Source organism: Pantoea sp. X-Soil-TKNS-1280, assembly GCF_059730475.1.
Genome location: NZ_AP035964.1, coordinates 26,412 through 49,303 on the forward strand (window position 1 = coordinate 26,412; position 22,892 = coordinate 49,303).

Below are 22,892 nucleotides of genomic sequence, written 5' to 3' on the forward strand. Positions count from 1 at the left end.
TTTTTTGAGGACGCATGATTTCCTTGTTTGCATCCTGTCATTGGAATATAAAAAAATCAATTAAGATACTCATCCATTTCCGTAATCCTCTGAAGGTGAAAATGGCAGCCATTGACAGAATTATCGCTGAACGACTGCGGCAACTGAGAAAATCATATGGCTGGAGTCTGAGCGAGGCGGAAAGAATGACCGGCGTCAGTAAATCGATGCTGGGACAGATTGAAAGAGGGGAATCCAGCCCAACACTGGCAACAATCGAAAAAATTTCCGTTGGTTTTAAACTGACCTTAAAAGATTTTCTCAATCTGCAATAACACCGGCGCGCCAGTCGCAGAGGGCGTCTGGCGCGGACGGCGAGATTAGGCCGCGACCAACGAGGCGAACTTCGCGATATCCACGTTTCCGCCACTGATAATGATACCAATTCGTTTGCCTTTCAATTCCTCCGCATGCGCCAGCGCAGCGGCAAAACCCAGGCAGCCGGTGGGTTCAACAATCATCTTCATTCTTTCCGCAAAGAAGGTCATCGCGCTGATCAGTTGCTCATCCTGCGCGGTATAAATGTCCGTGACCAGTTGACGAATCAGCGGAAAGGTCAGATTGCCGAGATGCTGGGTCTGCGCGCCATCAGCGATGGTTTTTGGCGTATCAATATGCACAATTTCGCCTTTACGGAACGATTGCTGACCATCGTTACCCGCCGCCGGTTCAACACCGAATACCTGACACGCTGGAGAAAGTGCCGCAGCGGCCAGCGCCGAGCCGGAGAGCAGGCCTCCGCCGCCGAGCGGCGTAAAAAGGGCATCGAGTTCACCGACTTCTTCAAACAACTCTTTGGCGGCCGTGCCCTGACCGGTGATGATGTCCGCGTGGTCGTAGGGTGGGATCAGGGTCAATCCGTGCCGTTCTGCCAGTTCCCGACCAATCTGCTCACGATCTTCGGTATAACGGTTGTAGGTGACAACGTTGCCACCGTAGCCGCGTGTGGCCGCCACTTTTGCCGCAGGTGCATCCTCTGGCATCACAATGGTGGCCGGAATGCCGAGGATTTTCGCTGCCAGGGCGATGCCCTGTGCGTGGTTTCCCGACGAAAAAGCGACGACACCCGCTGCTTTCTGTTCATCACTGAACTTCAACAGCGCATTCAATGCGCCTCTGAATTTAAACGCGCCCATGCGCTGGAAGTTTTCACATTTAAAGAAGATCTGCGCGCCTGTCAGCGCATCTGCTGTGTGGGAGGTCATCACCGGGGTGCGGTTGAGATAGGGCGTAATGCGTTCTGCGGCGGCCTGGACATCGGCAAAGGTTGGGAGCATCAATGCAGTCATACTTTTTACCTGTGTGAGAATTTTGCACCAGTAACGAGTTACAAAAAGTATAGTTTTAGACAATGAATCTAAAGGTATAGCGATAAATGGCGCCTCTGACAAGCGTTAAAACAACGCAAACGGGGGTGTTATTTGACAAAAAATCTTACTATGAATATTTTATCGAAAAATAGCCGATGGCAGCCGGAGAACGCATGGCAAAGCAGCAGGAACATCTCTTACTTTCTCAACTTGACGCGATTGCTGAGGGATTGAGTGCGACATTTGCACCCTTTTGTGAGGTGGTGGTCCATGATCTGACCAATCCCGAGCATGCCATACTTTCCATTCACAATAATTTGTCCGGGCGTGAATGCGGTGAACCAGCAACCGAGCTGGGGCTGGCCCGCATCGCCTCGCCTGATTTTCCCGATGTGATTGCCAATTACGCCAACCACTTCGCGGATGGACGCCCGGTAAAAAGCACATCAGTTGGTATCCGTAATGCGAAAGGCGAGTTTGTTGCGGCGTTATGCCTGAATGTGGACATGACATTGTTCCGCGGCATGCAAAGTGCTTTCGATCAGTTCACCAAAATCAGCACCGACAACATCCTGGAAAACCTGGAGCCAACCGGTACGGAATCGATTCGCAGGCACATCGATCAGTTTGCCGCGAAACTGGCAACCACGCCACGCGCGCTCAAGACAGCGGAACGCAAAGCGCTGATTAATGATCTGCGCGACAACGGTTTCCTCGATATCAAACGGTCGATGGAGACGATCGCGCAGCATATTGGCGTCTCACGGGCATCGGTCTATCTCTATGCCAAGGATCAGGCGGAATAGCTGGCGAGAGGGAATTAATCCAGTACGCGGCCTATCAATGAGGAAGACTGTTGGATAAATGCCTGCATATGTTGTGGGTCGCTAATCCCTTTCGAGGGATGAATGGCCCGCCCTTTACGATCAAACAGCGTACCGTTGTGAAGATCTAACTGGGGTGAAAGCAACAATGGGGTGATTGATCGGGCATATTGTTCAGCTGTCGGGGTGAGCCAGCCAATAACTGTCTCCAGAGCGTTGAAAAACAGCTTATTTCCCCCGAGAAAATTGGCGCGGATATTGGTCTTAACAAAACCGGGATTCAGGCCAAAGATACTGAGATTGGGATATCGTTGTGCGCCATCCAGCACCATCATTTCATTCCCTGCCACGGTATTCATATGCACTTCCATCGGGCGGTAGTTTGTTTCCGCGTTTAAGTCACCGAGCGTGCCGGGTTTACCGGAGCCGGGATATCCCATCACAAAAACACGGGTTTTGGTGGTATTTGCTGAACCAAGCTGTGCTGCAAGCTCGCGCAGCATAACCTGGCGGCTGAGATAACTCACCGCCATATCTCGCTCCAGTCCCTCGGCAGTTTCCTGGCGTTTGGGGGCTGCGAAGATACCGCTGGTAAAGATCAGCATATCTATCGAAGGGGCAGGCAGCAGGCCAGCGACTCTTTTGGCTTCGGTCATGAGACTCAGATCGGCCTGAAGGAAAGTAATCCCGCCGATCCCGGCATCGCGAAAGGTTTGTCCTACCACAATCACGCTGGCTTTATTCGCCGCAAAATAGCGGCTCAGCGCGCGGCCAATCCCCCCGGTCCCTCCCACAATAACTACCGTTTTGCCCTGTAAGTCGTGTGGGGAGCCATAGGATATTTTGGGAAAGTTAGTGTCTTTAATCATCGTGTCACTCATGCGAAAAATTCAGGAAAGAAAGTTTTCCCGGCGTAGTTCATGATTCACTAATCAATTGACGGCATAAATAGTATAAAATGGAAATTATTTTTCCATTTATGGCGTAATGAGATGGAACTGCTGAACGACATGGCGTTATTTGTTGAAGTGGCGAAAGCCATGAGTTTTACCCGGGCGGCTGAGGTGTCAGGGATCCCAGGCTCGACCCTTTCCCGTCGCATCAGCCAACTAGAGAAAGCCATCGGGTTGCGCCTGTTGCACCGCACCACACGCCGGGTGGAGTTAACCGAAGCCGGGCAAATTTATTATCAACGCTGCAAGCGTCTTGTGGATGAGGCGCGACTGATTCATGAACAGCTGGGGGATATGCTTGAACAGCCTGAGGGGGTGATCCGGGTATCTCTGCCAGTGGATTTTGCCGCGATATTCCTCACGCCATTACTGGCTGAGTTTGCCGGGCTTTATCCCGGCATTCAGTTTGAGATGGATTTGACGCCACGGCGAGCTGACCTGATCTCTGAAGGTATTGATGTGGCTATTCGCATTGGCGAACCTGCCATGTCGAATTTAATAGCTCGTAAGCTGATGCAGTTTCACGGACAACTTTTTGCTTCGCCAGCCTATCTGGCAGGGGCAAAAAAATTGACGCACCCTGATGATCTTAATGAACATCAATGCATTGGCTTTCTCAAAAATACCGGCTGGACGCTACTCAATGATCACCAGCGCGTGACCATCAATGGTCGTGGGCGGTTCACGCTGAATAATGTTGGTATGATGAGAAAACTGGCGCTGATGCATCAGGGCATCATTTTTGTCCCTGCCCAGGCGATAAAAGACGATCTGGCGGCGCGGCTGCTGGTTCCGGTACTGCCCGAATGGCACGGAGAAGCCACTGCCGTTTATGCCTTAACCGAAACCCGGTTATTACCGGCAAAAACGCAGCGTTTTCTCGATTTCATCCGCGACAAACTCCGGGACAGCCACCCCCAGATATAGTGCCTCCTTCAGACAGCCCGATAAGAAAAATAATCAAAATCAGCGTGGTGGTTTTCTCCGGTGAAATCCTGGCAGCAGATACCGACAAAGGCACCCGTAAAGCGCTCATGCCCGCGCTCTTTAAAATATTCATCAGAGAGTTTGCTGTATTCCACATATCCTCCCACGCTATGCCATTCCTGCTCATCAACCGAGTAGAAGAAATAAGCCGCATCATGATCAACGCACACTTTCAAATGAATGAGGCTATGGCCGCCAAGTTCAATGCCGTCACCAGCAGGCTGGCTGAATCTTCCCAGGTCATTAATCAGTAAATTAACCGTGCGCTTGCCATGGTCGTCAGTCGAGAGAAAGAGGTACAGATAGTTGGTGGTATCGTAATAACAAACCAGCCCGGCCATGTGCTGAAAAGAGGTGGGGTGAAAATCCACACAGGTTTGGGCCTCAAAACTGAAATCGGTCTGACGCCGCGCCACCAGACTCTGGCAATGATGGGAGCTGAGTGATTCTCTGCCGTGCAGCCGCAACCAGCCCCTGCGGGCGTTCAGGCTACAGATGTGTTCGGCAAGCGGGATGCGCAAACTTTGCAACTGCAGCGGTAAGGTCGCGCTGTCAAAATCTTCACGTTGCGGCAACTGCGGCCAGGGACGTTCTGCCAGTTGCGTATGGGTAATCAGTGCAGGCGTGGTCTTTTCATTGGCCAGCCTTAACCAGCCATCATGGCTCCAGTAAACTTTTTGGATCGCCGTCTCACGCCCCATCGGACTTCTGCCTCTGGAGGGCAGCGGTCTGCCGCACAGATGAACCATAAACCATTCACCGGTTTCAGTTGTTACCAGATCGGCATGTCCCGTGCGCTGTAAGGGTAAGCGGCAGTCATAGCGGGACGTCATTAACTGGCCAATGGGGTCGGTTTCATAGGGCCCCGTCAGCTCGCGCGATCGCGCCATGGTGACACCATGATTGTAAAACGTGCCGCCCTCAGCGGTTAACAGATAAAACCATCCCGCGCGTTCATAAAGATGTGGGCCTTCGGTTATGCCTAATTCGCTGCCAGCATAAATATTATGTGACATACCGACGAGTTTTTGCTCTCGTTCATCATACTGTTGCAGAATAATGCCGTTCCATTTAGGAAACCCGGGTTTACCTCCGTCCCGGTAACTCATCTCCATACTGACCAGCCATTTTGTGCCGTCTTGTTTATGAAAAAGTGAGGGGTCGATACCCCGACTATTAAGATAAACCGGCTCTGACCATGCCCCTTCAATATCATCAGTTGTGACCAGATAATTATGGGTATCCCAGAATCGGCCAGTCAGATTTTTAACATCGGTATAAACCAGATAGAACACACCCCGGTCATAACTTAAACAGGGAGCAAAGATGCCACCTGAGTCGGGATTTCCCTTCATATCTAACTGACTCACCCTGTTTAAAGGAAAATTGATTAATTTCCAGTTTTTCAGGTCAAATGACTTGTAGAGTGCCACGCCGGGAAACCACTCGAAGGTTGAGGTGGCAATATAATATGCCCCGTTGGCAAAAATGATTGAGGGATCCGGGTTAAAACCAGGGAGAATGGGATTGATAATTTCTGTCATTTTGCCTCTCCTTCCGCTTGAGTCAGTGCATCCACAGCGTGATTAATTGATGACGTCGTTTTGTTAAGCGTATATTTTCTCAGTATCAGGATCAGACTTAAAATTAACAACGCAGGGATCACGGTAAAAATAAGCCGAATGCAAAGGATGGCATCGTCTGCCTGAACGGCAGCATTGCCAACATATCCGCCGAAGGTCAGCAGCCATCCGATCAGCGCACCGCCAATCGCAATGCCCACCTTGATGGCAAACAGATTGGTGGAAAACACCAGGCCGCTAAAGGATTTCTCTGCTTTATGTTCAATATCATCGATGATATCGCTGAGCAGGCTCCATTGCAGTGGAGTTGCGGTGGAGTTAATAAAATGGATGACACCGATAATGGCACAAATAAGTATCAGATGTTGTGCCGGTACGAAAAATAAACCAATCATAATCGCCGCCTGGACAGTCATGGCCATCTTGTAGGCGAAAACCCGGTCCAGCCTGGAATAAAGCGTAGTGGTGAATATTGAACCGATAAATTTTGCACCAAGAATAATCGTCAATATAATGCTGACATAATCAGGGCGATGAAGATAATAAGTCACGAAATACATCGCTCCACCGGTTTTCAATATTCCGGCAGTCAGGTTCACAACATTAAGGACAAATATCCTTCGCCAGTTAGCGTTGACGGCAAGCTGGCGTAATTCGACAAAGACGCCGCTGAATTTCTGCGAAGCATCAATCTGCGGAATATAGCGTTCTTTTGTTAACGCAAAACACAGGTAAAACATGATGCTACTGGCGATGCCCATCAATAGCATGGCGTAAAAGTAACCCTGTTGCAGGTTACCACCGGCAATCACTTTGGTCAGTGGCAGAGCAATCATGGAAACCACAATGCCACCCAGTGCGGCAAACGCGAAGCGGTATGACTGCATAGACACGCGTTCTTCCGGGTTCTTCGAAATGTTATTTATCATGGCGCAATAAGGCACGTTGACCAGCGTATAAAGCAGAGATAACGCCGTGTAGGAAACATAGGCGTAAATGACTTTGCCTGTCTCGCCAATATCTGGCGTAAAGAAGGTCAATGCACCCAGAATACCAAAAGGTAACGAGAACCAGAGCAAATAAGGCCGGAACTGTCCGTGTTTAGTGGTGGTATGGTCGGCAAGAAAACCGACGTAAACATCGAAGAATGCATCGACGACGCGTACCACCAGAAACATCATTCCCATGTGGAAGGCACTTAAACCATAAATATCGGTATAAAAATAGGCCATAAACAACATGATGGTTTGCCAGATAATGTTTGATGCGCCGTCACCTAGCCCATAGCCTATTTTTTCTTTAATGGTGAGTGTAGACATAACGATACCCCTGGTGCGTTCTTTATATGTAGGTAGAGAGGTTCTTACTGCCAGGTATCAAAATTAGGCTTAAATCAGGGCCGGATATGTAGTGATTTGGGGGTTTTATATAATTTTTTTGCGCTAGCGGTGAAACGCAGATCACTATTTAACTAATTGACTTAACTCAGGGCTGGGTGCTGGTGGTGGCTGGAGGGGAAACATCATGCTTGGTTGAAAGCTGTTTAGTCGAACGCGAGTTGCTGCGGAATTTTTTCGGTGTTACCCCCATCAATGCCCGGAACTTAAAGCAGTAATACGCGCTGTCAGTAAATTCACATTGATAGGCGATGTCGGTAATGCTCAGGTCGGTATTTCTGAGTAATTCGGCAGATTGGGCGATTTTCTTGCGTAGCAGGTACTCTTTAAAACTGATTTGCATGATTTTTTTAAAGGAACGGGAGAAGTGGCTGGCAGAGAGTTTACAGTGTGCGGCCGCCTCATTAAGGCTGATGCTAAATTTTTTGCTTTTCTCAATTTGCACCACGAAGTCAATGATATTATCGAATGTGCTGTTATTTTCTCCGCTGATCACTACCTTTTCCGCAGATTCGCCATGGGTTAATACCGTATTTAATAAAAGAACCAATAAAGGATCCACTTCGTCAAGCGTATGGGGTTCATCATGTAACTCTGTCAGCCACTGAAATAAAAACTGGACCCTTTCTGCCTGGTGATGAGTCAACTGCATCACAAAGCCTGCATGAGAAGCGGATGCGGGGAAGGGATATTTCAGCCGATTCAGCACCGCAGTATCGTATTGCAGCAGGAATCGCTCATGGTCACCGGTGAAACTCAGCTCCATATCGTGCAACATCATGGATGAGACAAAGACTAAGGTATTGTCCCTGATTTGGAATTTTTCACTACCGATCGAAAAGGCCCCCTCAGCCCGATGAAACCACATGATTTCATGCTCAAGGTGCACATGCGGCCGGATGTAGACACCTTGCTGTGGAACCCCTTCACGTGCGCGCAGCATGTAATCAACCCCGATAGAGGTTTCAATCCTTTCGAAAAAATGATCAGTATTCAGCATAAAGCGCAAATTTCTTATAAAAATTAGCAGATTTTGTCATCTATAACCTGTTTCAAGGTTGAATATCAACATCTGCTTTTTCCGGCTGGCCCTGGTTTTACGGGTGAAAAATTGTTTGTGATGTGTCTCTCAATTAAATGGAAAAATACTGACGTGGGAAAAAGTAATCGATTACATTTTGCAAACTGAGTTTTGTAATCGATTACTTTATGAGGCTACCATGGTTTCATCAATCGCAGGTTCTGTTGCAGGCGCAACACAGCACAGGGCATTAGTTCCTCGCCTCGCGCTGATGATGTTTCTTCAGTTTTTCATCTGGGGTACCTGGTCCGTGACGCTCGGGCTGGTAATGACCCAGCATAATATGGCGGCGTTAATCGGTGATGCGTTCTCTGCACAACCCGTTGCCTCCATCCTGTCACCCTTCGTGCTCGGGATGCTGGTTGACCGCTTCTTTGCGTCGCAGAAAGTGATGGCGGTACTGAATCTGCTGGGAGCGGTCATCTTGTGGTTTGTGCCGCAGGCGCTGGAAAACCAGAGCGGGGGACAACTGATCTCATTGTTGTTCGTGTATACGCTGTGTTTTATGCCGACCCTGGCGGTGGCTAATAACATCGCCTTCCATAACCTGGCGAACAGTGAGAAAAGTTTTCCCGTGGTGCGCGTATTCGGCACCATTGGCTGGATTGTGGCGGGTATCTGCATCGGGGTAACGGGCATTGCGGCCAGCGCGGCCATTTTTAATCTGGCGGCGATTTGCTCACTGTTACTGGCGCTGTATAGCCTGACGTTGCCGCATACACCGGCTCCGGCGAAAGGCCAGCCGCTGGCCTTGCGCGACCTGTTGTGTGCCGATGCTTTTGCCTTGCTCAAAAAAAGCCACTTCCTGATCTTTGCCATCTGCGCCACGCTGATATCGGTTCCTCTCGGGACCTACTATGCCTACACCGCGTCCTTCCTGGCGGATCTCGGCATCAGCAATGTCAGTACGGCGATGTCGTTCGGTCAGATGTCAGAAATCTTCTTCATGCTGGTTATCCCGCTGCTGTTCCGCCGCCTCGGTGTCAAAGCCATGCTGCTGGTGGGGATGCTCGCCTGGTTTGTGCGCTATGCCTTGTTTGCCTTCGGCGTCAATGAAGAACTGCGCTGGGTGCTGTACCTCGGCATCCTGCTGCATGGCGTGTGTTACGACTTCTTCTTCGTGATTGGCTTCATCTACACCGACCGTGTGGCTGGCGACAAAGTGAAAGGCCAGGCGCAGAGCCTGATCGTGATGTTTACCTATGGCGTCGGCATGTTACTGGGCTCGCAGATCTCCGGTGCGTTGTATAACCGCCTGATCAATCAGGGCAGTGGTGACGTGGTGGCGAACTGGCCAACATTCTGGTGGATCCCTGCGATTGCCGCTGCGGTGATTGCCATCATTTTCTTGCTTTCCTTCCACTATAAAGATGCTGAAGTGGCTAAATAACCTGAGAGGTGATGATGAAAACATTAAAAGGGCCTGGCGTATTCCTTTCCCAGTTTATAAGAGACCAGCCACCTTTTAACTCCCTGCAGGGTCTGGCGGAATGGGCCGCCAGCCTGGGTTTCAGGGCAGTGCAGATTCCCTGTAACCACCCGGCAATCTTTGATTTAGCCACAGCCGCAGAAAGCCAGGTTTATTGTGATGAGGTGAAGGGTATCCTGGCGCAGCATGGTTTGGTGATTAGCGAGCTATCAACGCATCTTGAAGGGCAGTTAGTTGCGGTGCATCCGGCGTATCAGCAGGCATTCAGTGATTTTGGTCCGTCGGAACTGCGTCAAAACGATAGCGCACGCCAGCAATGGGCGATGGCTCAGGTTAAACGCGCCGCCGTCGCGTCAGCGAAGCTGGGATTACATGCGCATGCTACCTTCTCGGGTTCGCTGGCATGGCCCTATTTTTATCCGTGGCCTCCCAGGAAAGCTGCGTTGATTGACGAGGCTTTTACGGAACTGGCGCGTCGCTGGCAGCCGATCCTCAATGTGTTTGACGAACAGGGTGTTGACCTGTGCTACGAATTGCATCCCTCCGAAGATTTACATGATGGCGTCAGCTTCGAACGTTTCCTCGATGCGGTGAACAACCATCCGCGCTGCCATATCCTTTATGACCCCAGCCATATGCTGCTGCAACATATGGATTATCTTGGCTTTATCGATATTTATCATCAACATATTCGTGCCTTCCACGTTAAGGATGCCGAGTTTACTCCCTCAGCCCGAAGTGGTGTCTATGGTGGTTATCAACCGTGGCTGGAAAGAGCCGGACGGTTCCGTTCACCGGGTGACGGGCAAATCAATTTTGCCGGAATTTTCAGCAAACTGGCGCAATACGATTATGCAGGCTGGGCGGTGCTGGAATGGGAGTGTTGTCTGAAAGATAGCGAAACCGGTGCCAGAGAAGGGGCTGAGTTTATTAAACGTAACATCATTCCGGTGGCGGACCGCGCCTTTGATGATTTTGCTGAGACCGCCTCGGATCGGGCAGAAATTAAAGCCATGCTGGGAATGGCGGGAGATGCCACACATGATTAAAGCCGCCATTATCGGGGCCGGTTTTATTGGGCCCGCGCACCTGGAAGCCATCCGTCGGCTTGGCGATGTGGACGTTGTGGCGATTTGTGATGCTTCTCTGGAAGAGGCACAGAAAAAAGCACAGCAACTGAACATCCCTTTTGCCTATGCCGATGTGGCTGAATTGTTGCAACACCCGGGATTGCAGGTGGTTCATAACTGCACCCCGAACCATCTGCATGCCAGCATTAACCGCCAGGTAATGCTGGCCGGGAAACATATCTTTTCTGAAAAACCACTGTGTATGACCAGCGTTGAAGCGCGGGAGCTGCTCGCTCTGGCAAACGAGAAAGGCGTGATCAATGGTGTCAGCTTCGTTTACCGACAGTTCGCCATGGTGCAACAGGCGGCCAGTTTAGTCCGCTCTGGCAGCACCGGACGGGTGTTTGCCACCCATGGCAGCTATCTCCAGGACTGGATGGTGCAGCAGACAGATTTTAACTGGCGCACCGATGCTAAAATTGGCGGAATTTCCCGCGCGGTAGCCGACATCGGCTCACACTGGTGTGATACGGTGCAGTTTGTGACCGGGCAGCTGATTACGGAGGTGATGGCCGATTTCGCCATCGTCTGGCCGGTTCGTCATGCTCCACGGCAGCAGCAGGCGACTTTTGGCACAAGCGGAACGGCGGAGTACGATGAAAAGCCGATTGATACCGAAGACTATGCCAATGTGCTGTTGCGTTTTGCCGATGGCAGCCGTGGTAGTCTGACGGTATCGCAGGTGAGTGCCGGTCGTAAAAACCGCTTGTATTTTGAACTGAACGGCAGTGATCACTCGGTGGCCTGGGATCAGGAAGTGCCACAACAGCTGTGGCTGGGATACCGGGCCAAACCCAACGCGATGTTGAGTGACGACCCGTCGTTGATGAGCCCTGATGTGGCTGCCAGTGCCCACTTCCCGGGCGGGCATATTGAAGGCTGGCCGGATGCGTTCAGAAATATGCTCAGTCGATTTTATGGCGCGGTGCGCAATGGATCGTCCGGGGGAGACAGCTATGCCACTTTCCGCGAAGGGGCACAGATCATGCTGGTGATTGAAGCCATGATTCAGAGCCATCGCGAACAACGTTGGGTGAAAGTCGCGCCGCTATAAATCAGGCATGATTGAGCCGGCCAGTTGTATGATATCCTGCGATTAATTGTGTTTTAACGAATATGTGGGCGTCATGTCGATTCAGAAAATTGCTCGCCTGGCCGGCGTTTCAGTGGCAACCGTATCACGGGTTTTGAATAATCAGGGCAGCGTGAAAGAGCGCAACCGGATCAAAGTCCTTGAAGCGATTGAGCAGAGCAATTACCAGCCAAATTTACTTGCCAGACAGCTGCGCACCGCCCGGAGCAGTATGCTGCTGGTCATGGTGTCCAATATCGCCAACCCATTTTGTGCGGATGTCGTTAAAGGCATCGAAGCCGAAGCCGAAAAAAATGGTTATCGCATCCTGCTGTGCAACTCCGGTTCCGATGTGGAACGTTCCCGCTCCAGTTTGCAGCTGCTCTCCGGCAAGATGGTTGATGGCGTTATCACCATGGATGCGCTTGCCAGCCTGACCGAGCTGACCACGCTAATCGGCGATGCGCCCTGGGTTCAGTGTGCTGAGTATGATGACGCCTCTGCGGTCTCCACCGTGGGTATCCATGATCGCGATGCTTCTGTCTATGTCGTGCAACAGTTTTTGCAGCGGAAATGCCAACGCGTTGCGATGATCAACCATGATTTAAGCTACAAATACGCCCGGCTGCGGGAAGAGGGCTATCGCCAGGCGCTGACGGATGCGGGTAGCGCCTGGCAGTCGGTGGTATATGCCGCCGATCTCAGTTATGAAGCGGGCAGAAACGCCATGCAGGCATTGCTGAGCCAGGGAGAACGCCCTGATGCGGTGTTCGCCGTTTCCGATACGCTGGCCGCCGGGGCATTGCGGGCCATCCAGGATGCTGGGTTGACGGTGCCTGACGATATCGCCGTTATTGGTTTCGATGGCACGGAATTAAGTGAGATGACTTACCCGAAATTAAGCACGGTCCTGCAACCGTCACGGGAAATTGGCCGCCAGGCAGTGCGTCTGCTGCTGCGGCGTATTGATGAACCCGGTAGCGCGGCGGAGAAAATCATTCTTGACTGGGAATTCCTGCACCGCGCATCGAGTTGATTATTTCACGCCCGCAGGGCTGAGTTGTTGCTGAAGGAATTTATTTGATTCGGTAATGATAGCTTCCGCTTCGTTGCCAGGTTTATCGTGCTCGACGATATACCATTGCACGCCTGCGGCTTTCGCTGCTGGCATGATCTCGTTCCAGGCCAGCAACCCTTCGCCCGCTGGCGCGAAATTCATCTGATCGTCGCGAATACCGATGGGCGCGTTATCTTTTGCATGGATCGCAAACACCCGACCTTTATAGCGTTGCAGTATCACTGCCGGATCCTGGCCGCCGCGCGAAGCCCATGCTGCATCCAGTTCAAGCTTAAGATGCTCTGGGTTGCTGGAAGACATCAGAATATCCAGCGCGGTCTGACCGTCATACTTCTTCATTTCAAAATTATGGTTATGGTAAGCGAGGGTCATGCCCTGGGCTTTTAACTTTTTGCCAATAGCATCTAAGCGTTGCCCCATCTGTTGCCAGCCCTGCTTACTGTCCGGTCGAACGTCAGGTTTGATCCACGGCATCACCAGCGTGGTATTACCGATGGCTTTGTTAAAGGCCACGATAGTGGCGGAATGATTTTCCAGATCGTCCAGTTGCACATGATCGGCAATGGGCTGTAAATGATATTTGCTGAGCAGACGTTTCATTTCATGGGCCGTCACACCCTGATCGCTCACCAGTTCAACAGCATGGAAGCCAGCACGTTGTGCCAGCGCAAACTGCTGTTCCAGCGTGCCATTGTTACGCACCGTATACATCTGCAGCGCGATCGGTAAATCCGTGGTGGCTGCGGTGCAGCTTGCGGCAATGATCAATGAAAGCGAAATAACGGCAGTTCCGGTCAATGTGTTCTTCATAAGTAATCCATCCCATAAATTTAAAGTAATCGATTACATTTTTGCCTGAGATGAAAAGTAATCGATTACAAATCGTATCAGCGTTGCGTACTTTTACAAAGTGGGGCAGGGGAAAGCTGTTGATTTAGCGCCGATTTTGTGGGTCTGGTCACAAATTTTCGCGTTTGATTTCAGGTATGCGAACCGCTTTGCCGTTCTATGCCGGACGGGATGCGATTGTCAGGTAACACGGCGACAGATCGATGTCATAATTAAATTAACTTATCTCAAATTTTTTGCGAGAAATATGTCAGCCGTTGCTCATTATTAATGAGAAATTCTATTTTTTCCTGCAGAAAAATAAGTCATGATGACCAGTTTAGCGAAATTGAGATGTTTTTCTTACGAAAACTTTACACTCATACATACTCACATCGGTGAACTTATAAAGGAATAAGTGGACCAACGTTTGGGTTCTGGGAATAATCATTTCTAATAAACAAAATGTTTTACTAATAACGTTATGGCATGGACTTTTTATTTTTTAAATGAGGAAGCATATGGAGTATTTGGGATTACCTCCGGAGAATGGACTGAATGCAGCATTTATAATACTGGTTTGTATCATTCTCTTATGGATACTCTTTTGGTGAACAAGGGCATTAGGGTGACTGAGACTTCCTGATTAGTTTTTGTTTAACAATCAGATATGCTGGCCAGTTAAGGCCAGCGTTGCTGGTTAACATGCGGGAATAAGGTGAGGGGAATGGCCGAAAATGTTTATGGCGTGATTAACTATCATCTTTACTGAGAATATCGATTAACTCATAAAATGATGAATCAACAGGTTGATGGCACCACCGCCTAATACTAACCACACAAACAAGATTAAACCCAACATAAACGGTCTTGCACCGGCATTGACCAGCTGACGTGCGCTGGTGCTTAATCCGAGTGCCGCCATCGCCATTGCCAGTAACACATTATCCAGCGTATTGATGCCTGCAACCATCGGCGCGGGCAAAAAATGAAACGAATTAAATAACGCCACCAGAATAAAAATCAGAGCAAACCAGGGGAAAATAATTGGCTGTTTTGCCGCGCGGGATTCCCCGCTATCCCGGCTGATAAACACACTCAGCAGCAGCAGGAAAGGGGCCAGCATCATGACACGCAGCATCTTGGCGATGACCGCGGCGTTCTCGGTTTCCGGGCTGACTGCGTGCCCTGCGGCAACCACCTGCGCCACTTCATGCATGGTGGAACCGGTATAAACGCCAAACTGGGTCAGCGAAATGCCTGGGAGATATTGCGCAAATTCATGCCAGATAAGTGGATAAAGAAAAATGCCCAGCGTACCGAAAATCACCACAGTAGCGACCGCCACGGCAACTTTTGCAGGTTCAGCTTTTACCACCGGGGCGGCTGCCAACACCGCTGCGGCACCGCAAATGCTGCTTCCTGCACCAATCAACCAGGCAGTTTTGCGATCAATACCCAGCAACCGGGAACCGATCACACTGGCAAGGATGAAAGTACTGCCTAACATCAACACATCGATGATGACGCCACTCAATCCCACGTCCATCACCTGCTGAAAAGTCAGGCGGAAGCCATAGAGGATAATCCCCAGTCGCAGCAATTTCTGTTTGGCAAATTGCACACCCTCATCACATTGCGGATGCAATGCGGGATAAAAGGTATTCCCCACCACGATACCGGCGATGATTGCCAGCGTCAGCGCCCCCAGCCCCAGGCCCGACATCACCGGCTGGTTACCCAGCCATGCAGTGGTGAAGGCAATCACCGCCGTGAGTGCCAGCCCGGGAATGAAGCGTTTAAGATCCTGTTGATAACGAGCTACTGATAATTCGGCCATGTTGTCCTCCTCTCCTCTACAGGACTAAGGATGAGACCTTTCCAGCCGAATGAAAAATTGATTATATCGTTATAACCAATCTGAATATCAGGTAATCAACGTACGTAGCGGGTTTGTTAATTTGTTAAAATAACAAGATAGTAAATTTGATCGCAAATTCTGTTCCCCGATCACTTTTTTACAGCACCAGGATGGTGCTAACTCCTGTATATGTCATAGTAATCCTACAGGCATTCGCTGTGCCGGATTGTGGAGGAAGGTAAATGAATCAGGACATCTCATCATCCGCTGAAGTGAAAGCGGCGATTTTTCAGCCGCTATATCTGCAAATCAGCCAGCTGCTGCTGGAAAGAATTGCCTCCGGCGAATGGCCCGCAGGTACCTATATTCCCAGCGAAGCGAGTCTGGCGGAAACCTACAACGTCAGCATTGGTACACTCCGCAAAGCGCTCAATGAACTGGTCAGTAACAATGTGGTGATTCGTTATCAGGGCAAAGGCACCGTGGTGGCGGCCCATGATTCAGACAGCGCGTTGTTCCGCTTCTTCAATGTTCTCAGGGCAAATGGCGAGCGTTCGCTGCCGTTGTCACGTGTGCTGGCGCGCCATTTACGTACCGCTTCTGAGGAAGAAGCGACAGCGTTGGCTATTACACCCGGCAGTAAAGTGATTCATATCTGGCGTGTGCGCGATCTGGATGGCGCTCCTGCCATCCTTGAGCATGTTTATATTGATGCCGCACGCTTTCCCCATCTGGATCGGGAACCGGAAATCCTGCCCAACACCCTGTACCAGCTGTATCAGCAGAAATTTGCCTGCACCGTGGCTAACGCCCATGAACAGATAAAAGCGGTGAATGCGGGACCGGATGAGGTCCTGCATCTTGAGGCGACAGAAGGGGAAGCATTGTTGCGTATCTACCGTGTGGCGCTGGATTTTCAGGATAGACCGGTTGAGTACCGTGTCTCCACTGTACTCACCCGCCACCATGCCTATTTCAACCAGCTCTGATGCGCAGCTGTTCCAGCAGCGACACAGGCAAACTCAGCGTGTCGCTATTTTGCCGCGCAGTGGCCTGGCGTCGCTCCCCGGGCAACCTCACGTTGGGCTGCGTCAGCATTGCACTGAACAACATTTCCGTATGCTGAACATAGCCAGCGGAAAAGAAAGCCGGATTCAGCAGCAACAGCAGCTGTGCGATATGCGGGGAGCCACCCTCCGTATTAAAAAACGAACTGGCCTGAAAACCGTAATGGCTGCCCGTCAGTCCGGCGGTGAGCAATTCAACCATCAACGCCAGCGCCGCACCTTTGGCACCGCCTGCGGGGGCCATACTGCCCGCCAGTGCCGCATCAGCGTCAGTGGTTGGATTGCCGTCACGATCGATCGCCCAGCCTGTGGGGATGGTTTCCTTTTTCTGACTCGCCAGCATGATCTTACCGCGTGCCACTTCGGACAGGGAAAGGTCAATCACCAGCGGCTCGCCGCTGGCGCGTGGTGAGGCGAAAGCGATGGGGTTGGTGCCATACAGTGGCACATTGCCGCCCCAGGGGGCCATTGCTGCCGGACCGTTACTTAACGCCATGCACACCAATCCCAGGCGGGCCGCCTGTTCGGCGTAATAACCGGCCATACCAAAATGGTGAGAATCACCGATAGCCACCGCGACCACACCAAACTCCTGCGCCAGCACCATTCCCCGGTCCAGACCGAGCTGCACGGCGGGAAACGCCAGGCCGGAATCCGCATTGACATTGACCACTGCGCCGCGTTGCGTGATCGTCGGGACGGCGCGGGGGTTCAGTTTGCCGCTCTCCAGCTGGTCGAGGTAATAGGGCAGCCGGGCGAAACCGTGTGACGCGATTCCGGCACGTTCCGCCGCCATCAGTGCGGCGCAGGTGGCATCAGCCGACTGGCGGTCAACGCCTGACTGACATAACGCGCGTCGGGCAAGCGCTTCCAGCTCGGTCAGCGCCAGGGTTTCATGGCTCATCGCATTGTACTCCTGTCTATCTGTGTGGTTGACAATGGTTCCTCGGCCGGGGAATCCACTGGCATGATCATTTTTTCCGGCCCCAGACGCAGCTGCTCCTGCGCCTGCGCCAAATCCAGCTTTTGTTCCCAGCGGGCGATCACCAACGTAGCAACCACATTGCCGATCATGTTGGTCACGGCGCGCATTTCATTCAAAATCCGGTCAATACCCAGCACCAGAGTAATCCCCGCCAGCGGGATGATGTTATGGGTTGCCAGGGTGGCGGTGAGTGCAATCAATGCCGCGCCAGCCACCCCTGCGCCACCTTTCGACGTCAGCAGCAGGATCAACAGCAAGCCAATTTGCTGCCATAGTGTCAAATCGGTATTGGTGGCCTGCGCAATAAACAGCGAAGTCATCGTGAGATAAATCGCCGCGCCGTCAAGATTAAATGAATATCCGGTCGGGAGCACCAGCCCGACAATGGCGCGATCGCAGCCCAGTTTCTCCATCTTGATCATCAGACGCGGCAGGACAGACTCGGTGGTGGAGGTGCCCAGCACAATCAGTAACTCTTCGCGGAAATAGAGAATTAACCGCCATAGACTCACTCCCACCAGTTTACAGATCAGCCCGAGTACTCCGCCAATAAACAGGAAACTGGTGATGTAGAGGCAGATAATCAGCATGCCGAGATGTTGCAGCGAAGTCAGGCCATATTTGCCGACGGTAAAGGCGATGGCACCAAAAGCGCCGAGCGGCGCGAGCCGCATAATCAATTCGACAATGCGCATCAGGACTTCACCGCACTGTTCAATGGTTTTGGTGATAAACGCGCTGCGTTGTGAAACCAGCGACAACGCGATACCGAACAGCACCGAGAACAACAACACCTGCAACAGATTGCCCTGCGCAAAGGCACCGATCACCGAATCTGGAATGATCTGTTCGAGAAAGCCTTTGCTGTGTTCGCTGACGTTAACGTAGTGATTTACCGCACTGCCATCCAGCTTGCTGGCATCGACATTCATACCGGCACCAGGTTTCATGACGTCCGCCACCACCATGCCAATTATCAGTGCCAGCGTGGTTACCACCTCAAAGTAGATCAGCGTTTTGCCGCCCACCTTACCGACCTGCTTCAGGCTTTCCATGCGCGCAATGCCAATCGCCACGGTACAGAAAATAACTAATGTCACGATCATCTTGATCAGACGGATAAAGGTGTCACCGAGGGGCTTCATCTGAACGGCAAAATCAGGAAAGGCGTACCCCACAGCAACCCCGGCGACCAGGCCTATCAGGACCTGGACATAAAGGTGCTTGAGCAATCGCATCTGGTTGTCCTCGCGAAGCCTGGCGGCTGCAAACCGGCGTCCGGCAGGCCGCCGCAGGCGAGTGGAAATCACGCCCGCCAGAGAAGGCGGGCAGGGGGTTAAGCACTTTCGAAAATACGGGTAAGCACGAACTCCCGATGCCCCAGCGCTTCGGCCGCCGTCAGGCGACCATTCGCCGTGCGCAGCAGACACTCCAGCAACGCATCGCCAGCACCGTCGAGGTTCATTTCGCGTCGCAACACGGCTGAGACATCGACATCAATATGTTCAGACATGGTGCGCACCGTACGCGGGTTGGCGCAGACTTTGATCACCGGCAGGATCGGATTGCCGATAACGTTGCCCTGGCCGGTCGGGAAGAAATGCGCCACGTAGCCACCGGCAGCACAGAGCGTCACCATCTCCGCGGCAGCCGAGGAGGAATCCATAAACCACAATCCTGGCCCGGTGGGGGTTTCCGCTTTATCCAGCACCCCATCCACGCGGCACTTTTTCCCGATCTTCTGAATATTGCCCAGCGCTTTTTCTTCGATGGTGGTCAGGCCGCCTTCGATATTTCCTTTGGTTGGCTGTGACTCAGACAGGTCACTGGTTTTCCAGCGATCGATCATCGCGCTGTAGCGATCAAACATGAACTGAAACTTCTGACGCACATCGGCATTGGCGCAGCGTGCCGCCACCAGATGTTCACCGCCGGTCAGCTCGGAGGTTTCACCAAACAGCAGGGTGTTGCCGTTTTCATACAGACGATCAAACAAATTCCCAACGGAAGGATTCGCGCCGCAGCCGGAGGTGGTATCCGATTCACCGCATTTAGTCGAGACCCATAACTCGCTGATGTCGCAGGTTTCGCGTTGCAGCTCCGAGGCATATTGCGAGAATTCACGCGCTTTGCGGGAAGCCGCGCAGATGGTGTTGTGATCGCCGTTTTGCTCGATCCAGAATCCGGCGACGGGTTTGCCCGTGGCCTGGATGCCGTCCACCACCCGCTTTGTCCAACCCGGCTCGATCCCAATCACGATAACGGCGGCAACGTTGGGATTGCAGCCGGTGCCGATCAGGGTGCGAAAGTGCAACTCCAGGTCTTCACCAAACTGCAAACGTCCATAGGGATGTGGCAGGGCGAGGGTACCTTTAATGTTATTCGTCACCGCTTCTGCCGCCGCGTTGGAGATATCATCCACCGGCAGCACAATGACATGGTTGCGAATGCCAACGCGACCATTGGCGCGACGATATCCTGCAAACTGGCGTCCTGTGATTTCCATAATTACCACCTTTTGGTTTTGACGTTATGTACGTGGAGATGCTCGCCCTGCTTAATCGCCGCAACGACCCGGCCAATGTCTTCGCCATATTTAATGACGGTGTCATTCACCGCCAGATCGCGAATTGCCAGCTTATGGCCGATGGGAATGGCATCCTTAACCGCAAACTCAATAGTTTTGTTTTGATCCATGATCCATCCGGTCAGGGTCTGGCCTGCCTCGATACCTTCCACCACGACTACCCCGACAGAATCACCATCATCGTGTACGACAAAATCGATACTCATAACTGCCTCCGTTATTGAACAACAAATGAACTCATGTATATGACATATATTAAATGACCTGACGGGGCAAAAATTATCTTCTCCCGACATCTGTTTTTGGGAGGCGCTTCACGAATAGCGGCTGAACATCGCGGGAAGAGAGAGGAGAGAAGGAGGTAATCGATTAAATCGATGATTGATAATACTTTATTTTCTATGCATCGAACGGTGTGACGAAAATGTGATCACACCTGAACTTCCGGCGACTGAAGCCGATCGTGATCACTTTTTGTTCACATGCCTTTTGCAGTTACCGGCATAGCTCACTATAGATAGTTCTAGTCATATATATGACACAGGAGTCCGCACCTTCGCCTATTGTCGGAAACCTATCAATCTCTGGAGACGCGTATGTCAGTTACCTGGTTAAAAAAAGCAAGTAAAACGCCGGAATCAAATACTTCTGAAGCTCGCCGCGTGGTGGAGGAGATGCTTGCCACCATTAAAGAACAGGGTGAAGAGGCGGTTCGTCACTACGCCAGCAAACTCGATAACTGGTCAGGTGACGTCATTCTGACGCGGGAGAATATTGCTACGCAGATCCGTGCCGTCCCTGCTGACGTGCGTCGCGACATCGATTACGCCATCGATCAGGTTTACAGCTTTGCCTGCGCGCAACGCGCTTCGGTGCAAGACTTTGAAGTTCGCCTGCCCTCCGGGCTGGTGGCGGGACAGAAAGTGTTGCCGGTGACAACGGTCGGTTGTTATGCCCCGGCAGGACGCTATGCGCATATCGCTTCTGCTTATATGGGTGTGGCAACGGCGAAAGCTGCCGGGGTGAAAAATATCATCGCCTGTTCAGGCCCTTACCTGGGGCAGTCAATCCATCCCTGCGTGCTTTATGCCTTTCAGCGCGCTGGTGCCGACACCATCATGACGCTGGGCGGTGTACAGGCGATTGCTTCGATGGCGTGGGGATTATTTACCGGCAAAGCGGCGGATGTGGTGGTGGGGCCGGGGAATAAGTTTGTAGCTGAAGCCAAACGCACGTTGTTTGGTCAGGTCGGTATTGATGTGTTTGCTGGTCCCTCCGAGGTGGCGGTGATTGCTGATGACAGCGCGGATGCCGACATCGTTGCCAGCGATCTGGTGGGGCAAGCCGAGCATGGTCATGAGTCCCCTGCATGGCTGTTCACCACTTCACGCCCGCTGGCGGATGCGGTGATGCAGAAGGTGCCGCAGCTGATTGAACAATTGCCACCGGTGGCCCGTGATGCGGCCAGCTGCGCCTGGCGCGACTACGGCGAAGTGATTTTATGTGACAGCCGTGCAGAGATGGTTGACATTTCCGATCGCTACGCCTCGGAACACCTCGAAGTGCATACCCGCGACCTGGACTGGTGGCGTGATTCCCTTAGCTGCTATGGCTCGCTGTTTCTCGGTGAAGAAACCACCGTCGCCTTTGGCGACAAATGCAGCGGACCCAACCATGTTTTGCCGACCAAAGGTGCTGCGCGTTATTCCGGCGGGTTGTCGGTGCACAAATTCCTCAAGACGCTGACCTGGCAACAGATGGCACGCGAAGCGGTGCCGCAGATCGCCGAGACCACAGCGCGTATCTCCCGGCTGGAAGGGATGGAAGCGCATGCACGCACGGCGGCAGTGCGGCTGGAGAAATACTTCCCCAGCGATACCTTCCAGCTCGGCATGCCGGTGACGCGCTAAGGAGATCCTATGCATCCTGCAACGTTATTCGATTTACAGGGCAAAACCGCACTGGTGACGGGCGGAGGGAGTGGTATCGGTGCCGCGATGGCCGGAGCGCTGGTGGCCGTTGGTGCCCGGGTGATTCTGGCGGCGCGGCGCGAGGCGCAGCTGGCTGATGTCGCCCAGCGTCTGGGTGGTTCAGCACGTTATCTGTGCGCCGATATCACCCGGCAGGCGGAGCTGGCCGCGCTGGCTGCGGATTGCGGCGCGGTGGACATCCTGGTGAACGCCGCCGGGGTGAACCTGCGTCAGCCGTTTGAGGAGGTGAGCGAGTCGGCCTGGGATCAGCAATTGGCGCTGCATCTCAAAGCGCCTTTCTTTCTGACGCAGGCACTGGCACCCGGCATGGCACAGCGTGGCTGGGGGCGCATTATCAATATCGCGTCGCTGCAATCCTCGCGGGCATTTGACAACAGCGCGCCGTACGGCGCAGGCAAGGGCGGCATCGTCCAGTTAACCCGCGCCATTGCTCAGCGCTGGGGACGCCAGGGCATCACTTGCAATGCCATCGGTCCCGGTTTCTTTCCCACGGCTTTAACCGGTCCGGTATTTGCCAACGATGCCCTGCGTGAACGGCACGCCGCCCATACCTGCCTGGGACGTAATGGTGAAATGGCCGATTTACATGGCGTAACGCTGTTTCTTGCCAGCAACGCCAGCGCCTATATCACCGGGCAAACCCTGATGGTCGATGGCGGTTATAGCGCCATCTGATCACCCTTCAGCGCA

Annotated in this window: 21 protein-coding genes; 10 read left to right on the forward strand and 11 right to left on the reverse strand. The window is 52.3% G+C overall.

Annotated features, from left to right (window positions below; all coding sequences use genetic code 11):
- Positions 1-101: 101 nt before the first annotated feature.
- Positions 102-314, forward strand: a complete 213-nt coding sequence (locus AC6I8X_RS23275; protein WP_299454522.1) for a helix-turn-helix domain-containing protein — start codon at positions 102-104, stop codon at positions 312-314.
- A gap of 45 nt (positions 315-359) precedes the next feature.
- On the opposite strand, the gene AC6I8X_RS23280 is transcribed toward AC6I8X_RS23275, so the two are convergent.
- Complete coding sequence (locus tag AC6I8X_RS23280; protein ID WP_313683707.1) at positions 360-1,328, reverse strand: threo-3-hydroxy-L-aspartate ammonia-lyase; 969 nt, start codon at positions 1,326-1,328, stop codon at positions 360-362.
- 194 nt (positions 1,329-1,522) lie between these two features.
- On the opposite strand from AC6I8X_RS23280, the gene AC6I8X_RS23285 reads away from it, so the two are divergent.
- Positions 1,523-2,155 carry a helix-turn-helix transcriptional regulator gene (locus tag AC6I8X_RS23285; RefSeq protein WP_313683706.1) on the forward strand — a complete coding sequence of 211 codons (633 nt, stop codon included), beginning with the start codon at positions 1,523-1,525 and terminating at the stop codon, positions 2,153-2,155.
- 14 nt (positions 2,156-2,169) lie between these two features.
- On the opposite strand, the gene AC6I8X_RS23290 is transcribed toward AC6I8X_RS23285, so the two are convergent.
- Positions 2,170-3,042: an SDR family NAD(P)-dependent oxidoreductase gene (locus AC6I8X_RS23290; protein WP_497841561.1), complete on the reverse strand. Its 873-nt coding sequence runs from the start codon at positions 3,040-3,042 to the stop codon at positions 2,170-2,172.
- A 123-nt stretch (positions 3,043-3,165) separates the two neighbouring features.
- Between AC6I8X_RS23290 and AC6I8X_RS23295 the strand changes: the two genes are divergently transcribed.
- Positions 3,166-4,053, forward strand: a complete 888-nt coding sequence (locus tag AC6I8X_RS23295) for a LysR family transcriptional regulator (protein ID WP_497841562.1) — start codon at positions 3,166-3,168, stop codon at positions 4,051-4,053.
- A gap of 8 nt (positions 4,054-4,061) precedes the next feature.
- Here AC6I8X_RS23295 and AC6I8X_RS23300 read toward each other — a convergent pair whose 3' ends face one another.
- The 3 genes from AC6I8X_RS23300 to AC6I8X_RS23310 form a co-directional block, all read right to left on the reverse strand.
- The gene (locus AC6I8X_RS23300) at positions 4,062-5,657 is read right to left on the reverse strand and encodes a glycoside hydrolase family 43 protein (RefSeq protein WP_497841563.1); all 1,596 of its coding nucleotides are present in this window, start codon (positions 5,655-5,657) and stop codon (positions 4,062-4,064) included.
- Positions 5,654-7,015, reverse strand: a complete 1,362-nt coding sequence (locus tag AC6I8X_RS23305) for a glycoside-pentoside-hexuronide (GPH):cation symporter (protein WP_497841564.1) — start codon at positions 7,013-7,015, stop codon at positions 5,654-5,656. The genes AC6I8X_RS23300 and AC6I8X_RS23305 overlap by 4 nt, the downstream gene beginning before the upstream one ends.
- A 166-nt stretch (positions 7,016-7,181) precedes the next feature.
- Positions 7,182-8,093 (reverse strand): helix-turn-helix transcriptional regulator, encoded by a 912-nt coding sequence (locus AC6I8X_RS23310; protein ID WP_497841565.1) that lies wholly within the window; start codon positions 8,091-8,093, stop codon positions 7,182-7,184.
- Positions 8,094-8,313: 220 nt separating this feature from the next.
- Here AC6I8X_RS23310 and AC6I8X_RS23315 point away from each other — a divergent pair, with 220 nt between their 5' ends.
- From AC6I8X_RS23315 to AC6I8X_RS23330, 4 genes are all read left to right on the forward strand, one after another.
- On the forward strand, positions 8,314-9,564 hold the full coding sequence (locus tag AC6I8X_RS23315) for an MFS transporter (protein ID WP_497841566.1): 1,251 nt from the start codon (positions 8,314-8,316) through the stop codon (positions 9,562-9,564).
- 14 nt (positions 9,565-9,578) lie between these two features.
- On the forward strand, positions 9,579-10,652 hold the full coding sequence (locus AC6I8X_RS23320) for a sugar phosphate isomerase/epimerase family protein (RefSeq protein ID WP_497841679.1): 1,074 nt from the start codon (positions 9,579-9,581) through the stop codon (positions 10,650-10,652).
- Positions 10,645-11,787, forward strand: a complete 1,143-nt coding sequence (locus AC6I8X_RS23325; RefSeq protein ID WP_313686878.1) for a Gfo/Idh/MocA family protein — start codon at positions 10,645-10,647, stop codon at positions 11,785-11,787. The genes AC6I8X_RS23320 and AC6I8X_RS23325 overlap by 8 nt, the downstream gene beginning before the upstream one ends.
- A gap of 73 nt (positions 11,788-11,860) precedes the next feature.
- Positions 11,861-12,841: a LacI family DNA-binding transcriptional regulator gene (locus tag AC6I8X_RS23330; protein ID WP_299454456.1), complete on the forward strand. Its 981-nt coding sequence runs from the start codon at positions 11,861-11,863 to the stop codon at positions 12,839-12,841.
- Here AC6I8X_RS23330 and AC6I8X_RS23335 read toward each other — a convergent pair whose 3' ends face one another.
- Positions 12,842-13,693 (reverse strand): sugar phosphate isomerase/epimerase family protein, encoded by an 852-nt coding sequence (locus tag AC6I8X_RS23335; protein WP_313686866.1) that lies wholly within the window; start codon positions 13,691-13,693, stop codon positions 12,842-12,844. It lies immediately after the preceding gene.
- 799 nt (positions 13,694-14,492) lie between these two features.
- Positions 14,493-15,551: a YeiH family putative sulfate export transporter gene (locus AC6I8X_RS23340; protein ID WP_313686864.1), complete on the reverse strand. Its 1,059-nt coding sequence runs from the start codon at positions 15,549-15,551 to the stop codon at positions 14,493-14,495.
- Between the two features lie 263 nt (positions 15,552-15,814).
- Between AC6I8X_RS23340 and AC6I8X_RS23345 the strand changes: the two genes are divergently transcribed.
- Positions 15,815-16,561, forward strand: coding sequence for a GntR family transcriptional regulator (locus AC6I8X_RS23345; protein ID WP_299454448.1), 747 nt, complete (start codon positions 15,815-15,817; stop codon positions 16,559-16,561).
- Here the strand turns inward: AC6I8X_RS23345 and AC6I8X_RS23350 are convergent.
- The 4 genes from AC6I8X_RS23350 to AC6I8X_RS23365 form a co-directional block, all read right to left on the reverse strand.
- Entirely contained in the window at positions 16,548-17,543 is a 996-nt protein-coding gene (locus AC6I8X_RS23350) for an Ldh family oxidoreductase (RefSeq protein ID WP_313686862.1), read from the reverse strand. The two genes, AC6I8X_RS23345 and AC6I8X_RS23350, sit on opposite strands and share 14 nt — an antisense overlap.
- Positions 17,540-18,862: a C4-dicarboxylate transporter DctA gene (gene dctA / locus AC6I8X_RS23355; RefSeq protein ID WP_497841567.1), complete on the reverse strand. Its 1,323-nt coding sequence runs from the start codon at positions 18,860-18,862 to the stop codon at positions 17,540-17,542. The genes AC6I8X_RS23350 and dctA overlap by 4 nt, the downstream gene beginning before the upstream one ends.
- A 98-nt stretch (positions 18,863-18,960) precedes the next feature.
- A complete protein-coding gene (locus tag AC6I8X_RS23360) occupies positions 18,961-20,130 on the reverse strand; it encodes a UxaA family hydrolase (RefSeq protein WP_497841568.1) in 1,170 nt (389 codons plus the stop codon).
- Positions 20,131-20,132: 2 nt separating this feature from the next.
- The gene (locus AC6I8X_RS23365; RefSeq protein ID WP_084879401.1) at positions 20,133-20,417 is read right to left on the reverse strand and encodes a UxaA family hydrolase; all 285 of its coding nucleotides are present in this window, start codon (positions 20,415-20,417) and stop codon (positions 20,133-20,135) included.
- A 390-nt stretch (positions 20,418-20,807) separates the two neighbouring features.
- Between AC6I8X_RS23365 and hpsN the strand changes: the two genes are divergently transcribed.
- Positions 20,808-22,121, forward strand: coding sequence for a sulfopropanediol 3-dehydrogenase (gene hpsN / locus AC6I8X_RS23370; protein ID WP_497841569.1), 1,314 nt, complete (start codon positions 20,808-20,810; stop codon positions 22,119-22,121).
- A 9-nt stretch (positions 22,122-22,130) separates the two neighbouring features.
- Positions 22,131-22,877 carry an SDR family NAD(P)-dependent oxidoreductase gene (locus tag AC6I8X_RS23375; protein ID WP_497841570.1) on the forward strand — a complete coding sequence of 249 codons (747 nt, stop codon included), beginning with the start codon at positions 22,131-22,133 and terminating at the stop codon, positions 22,875-22,877.
- The last annotated feature ends 15 nt before the right edge of the window (positions 22,878-22,892 follow it).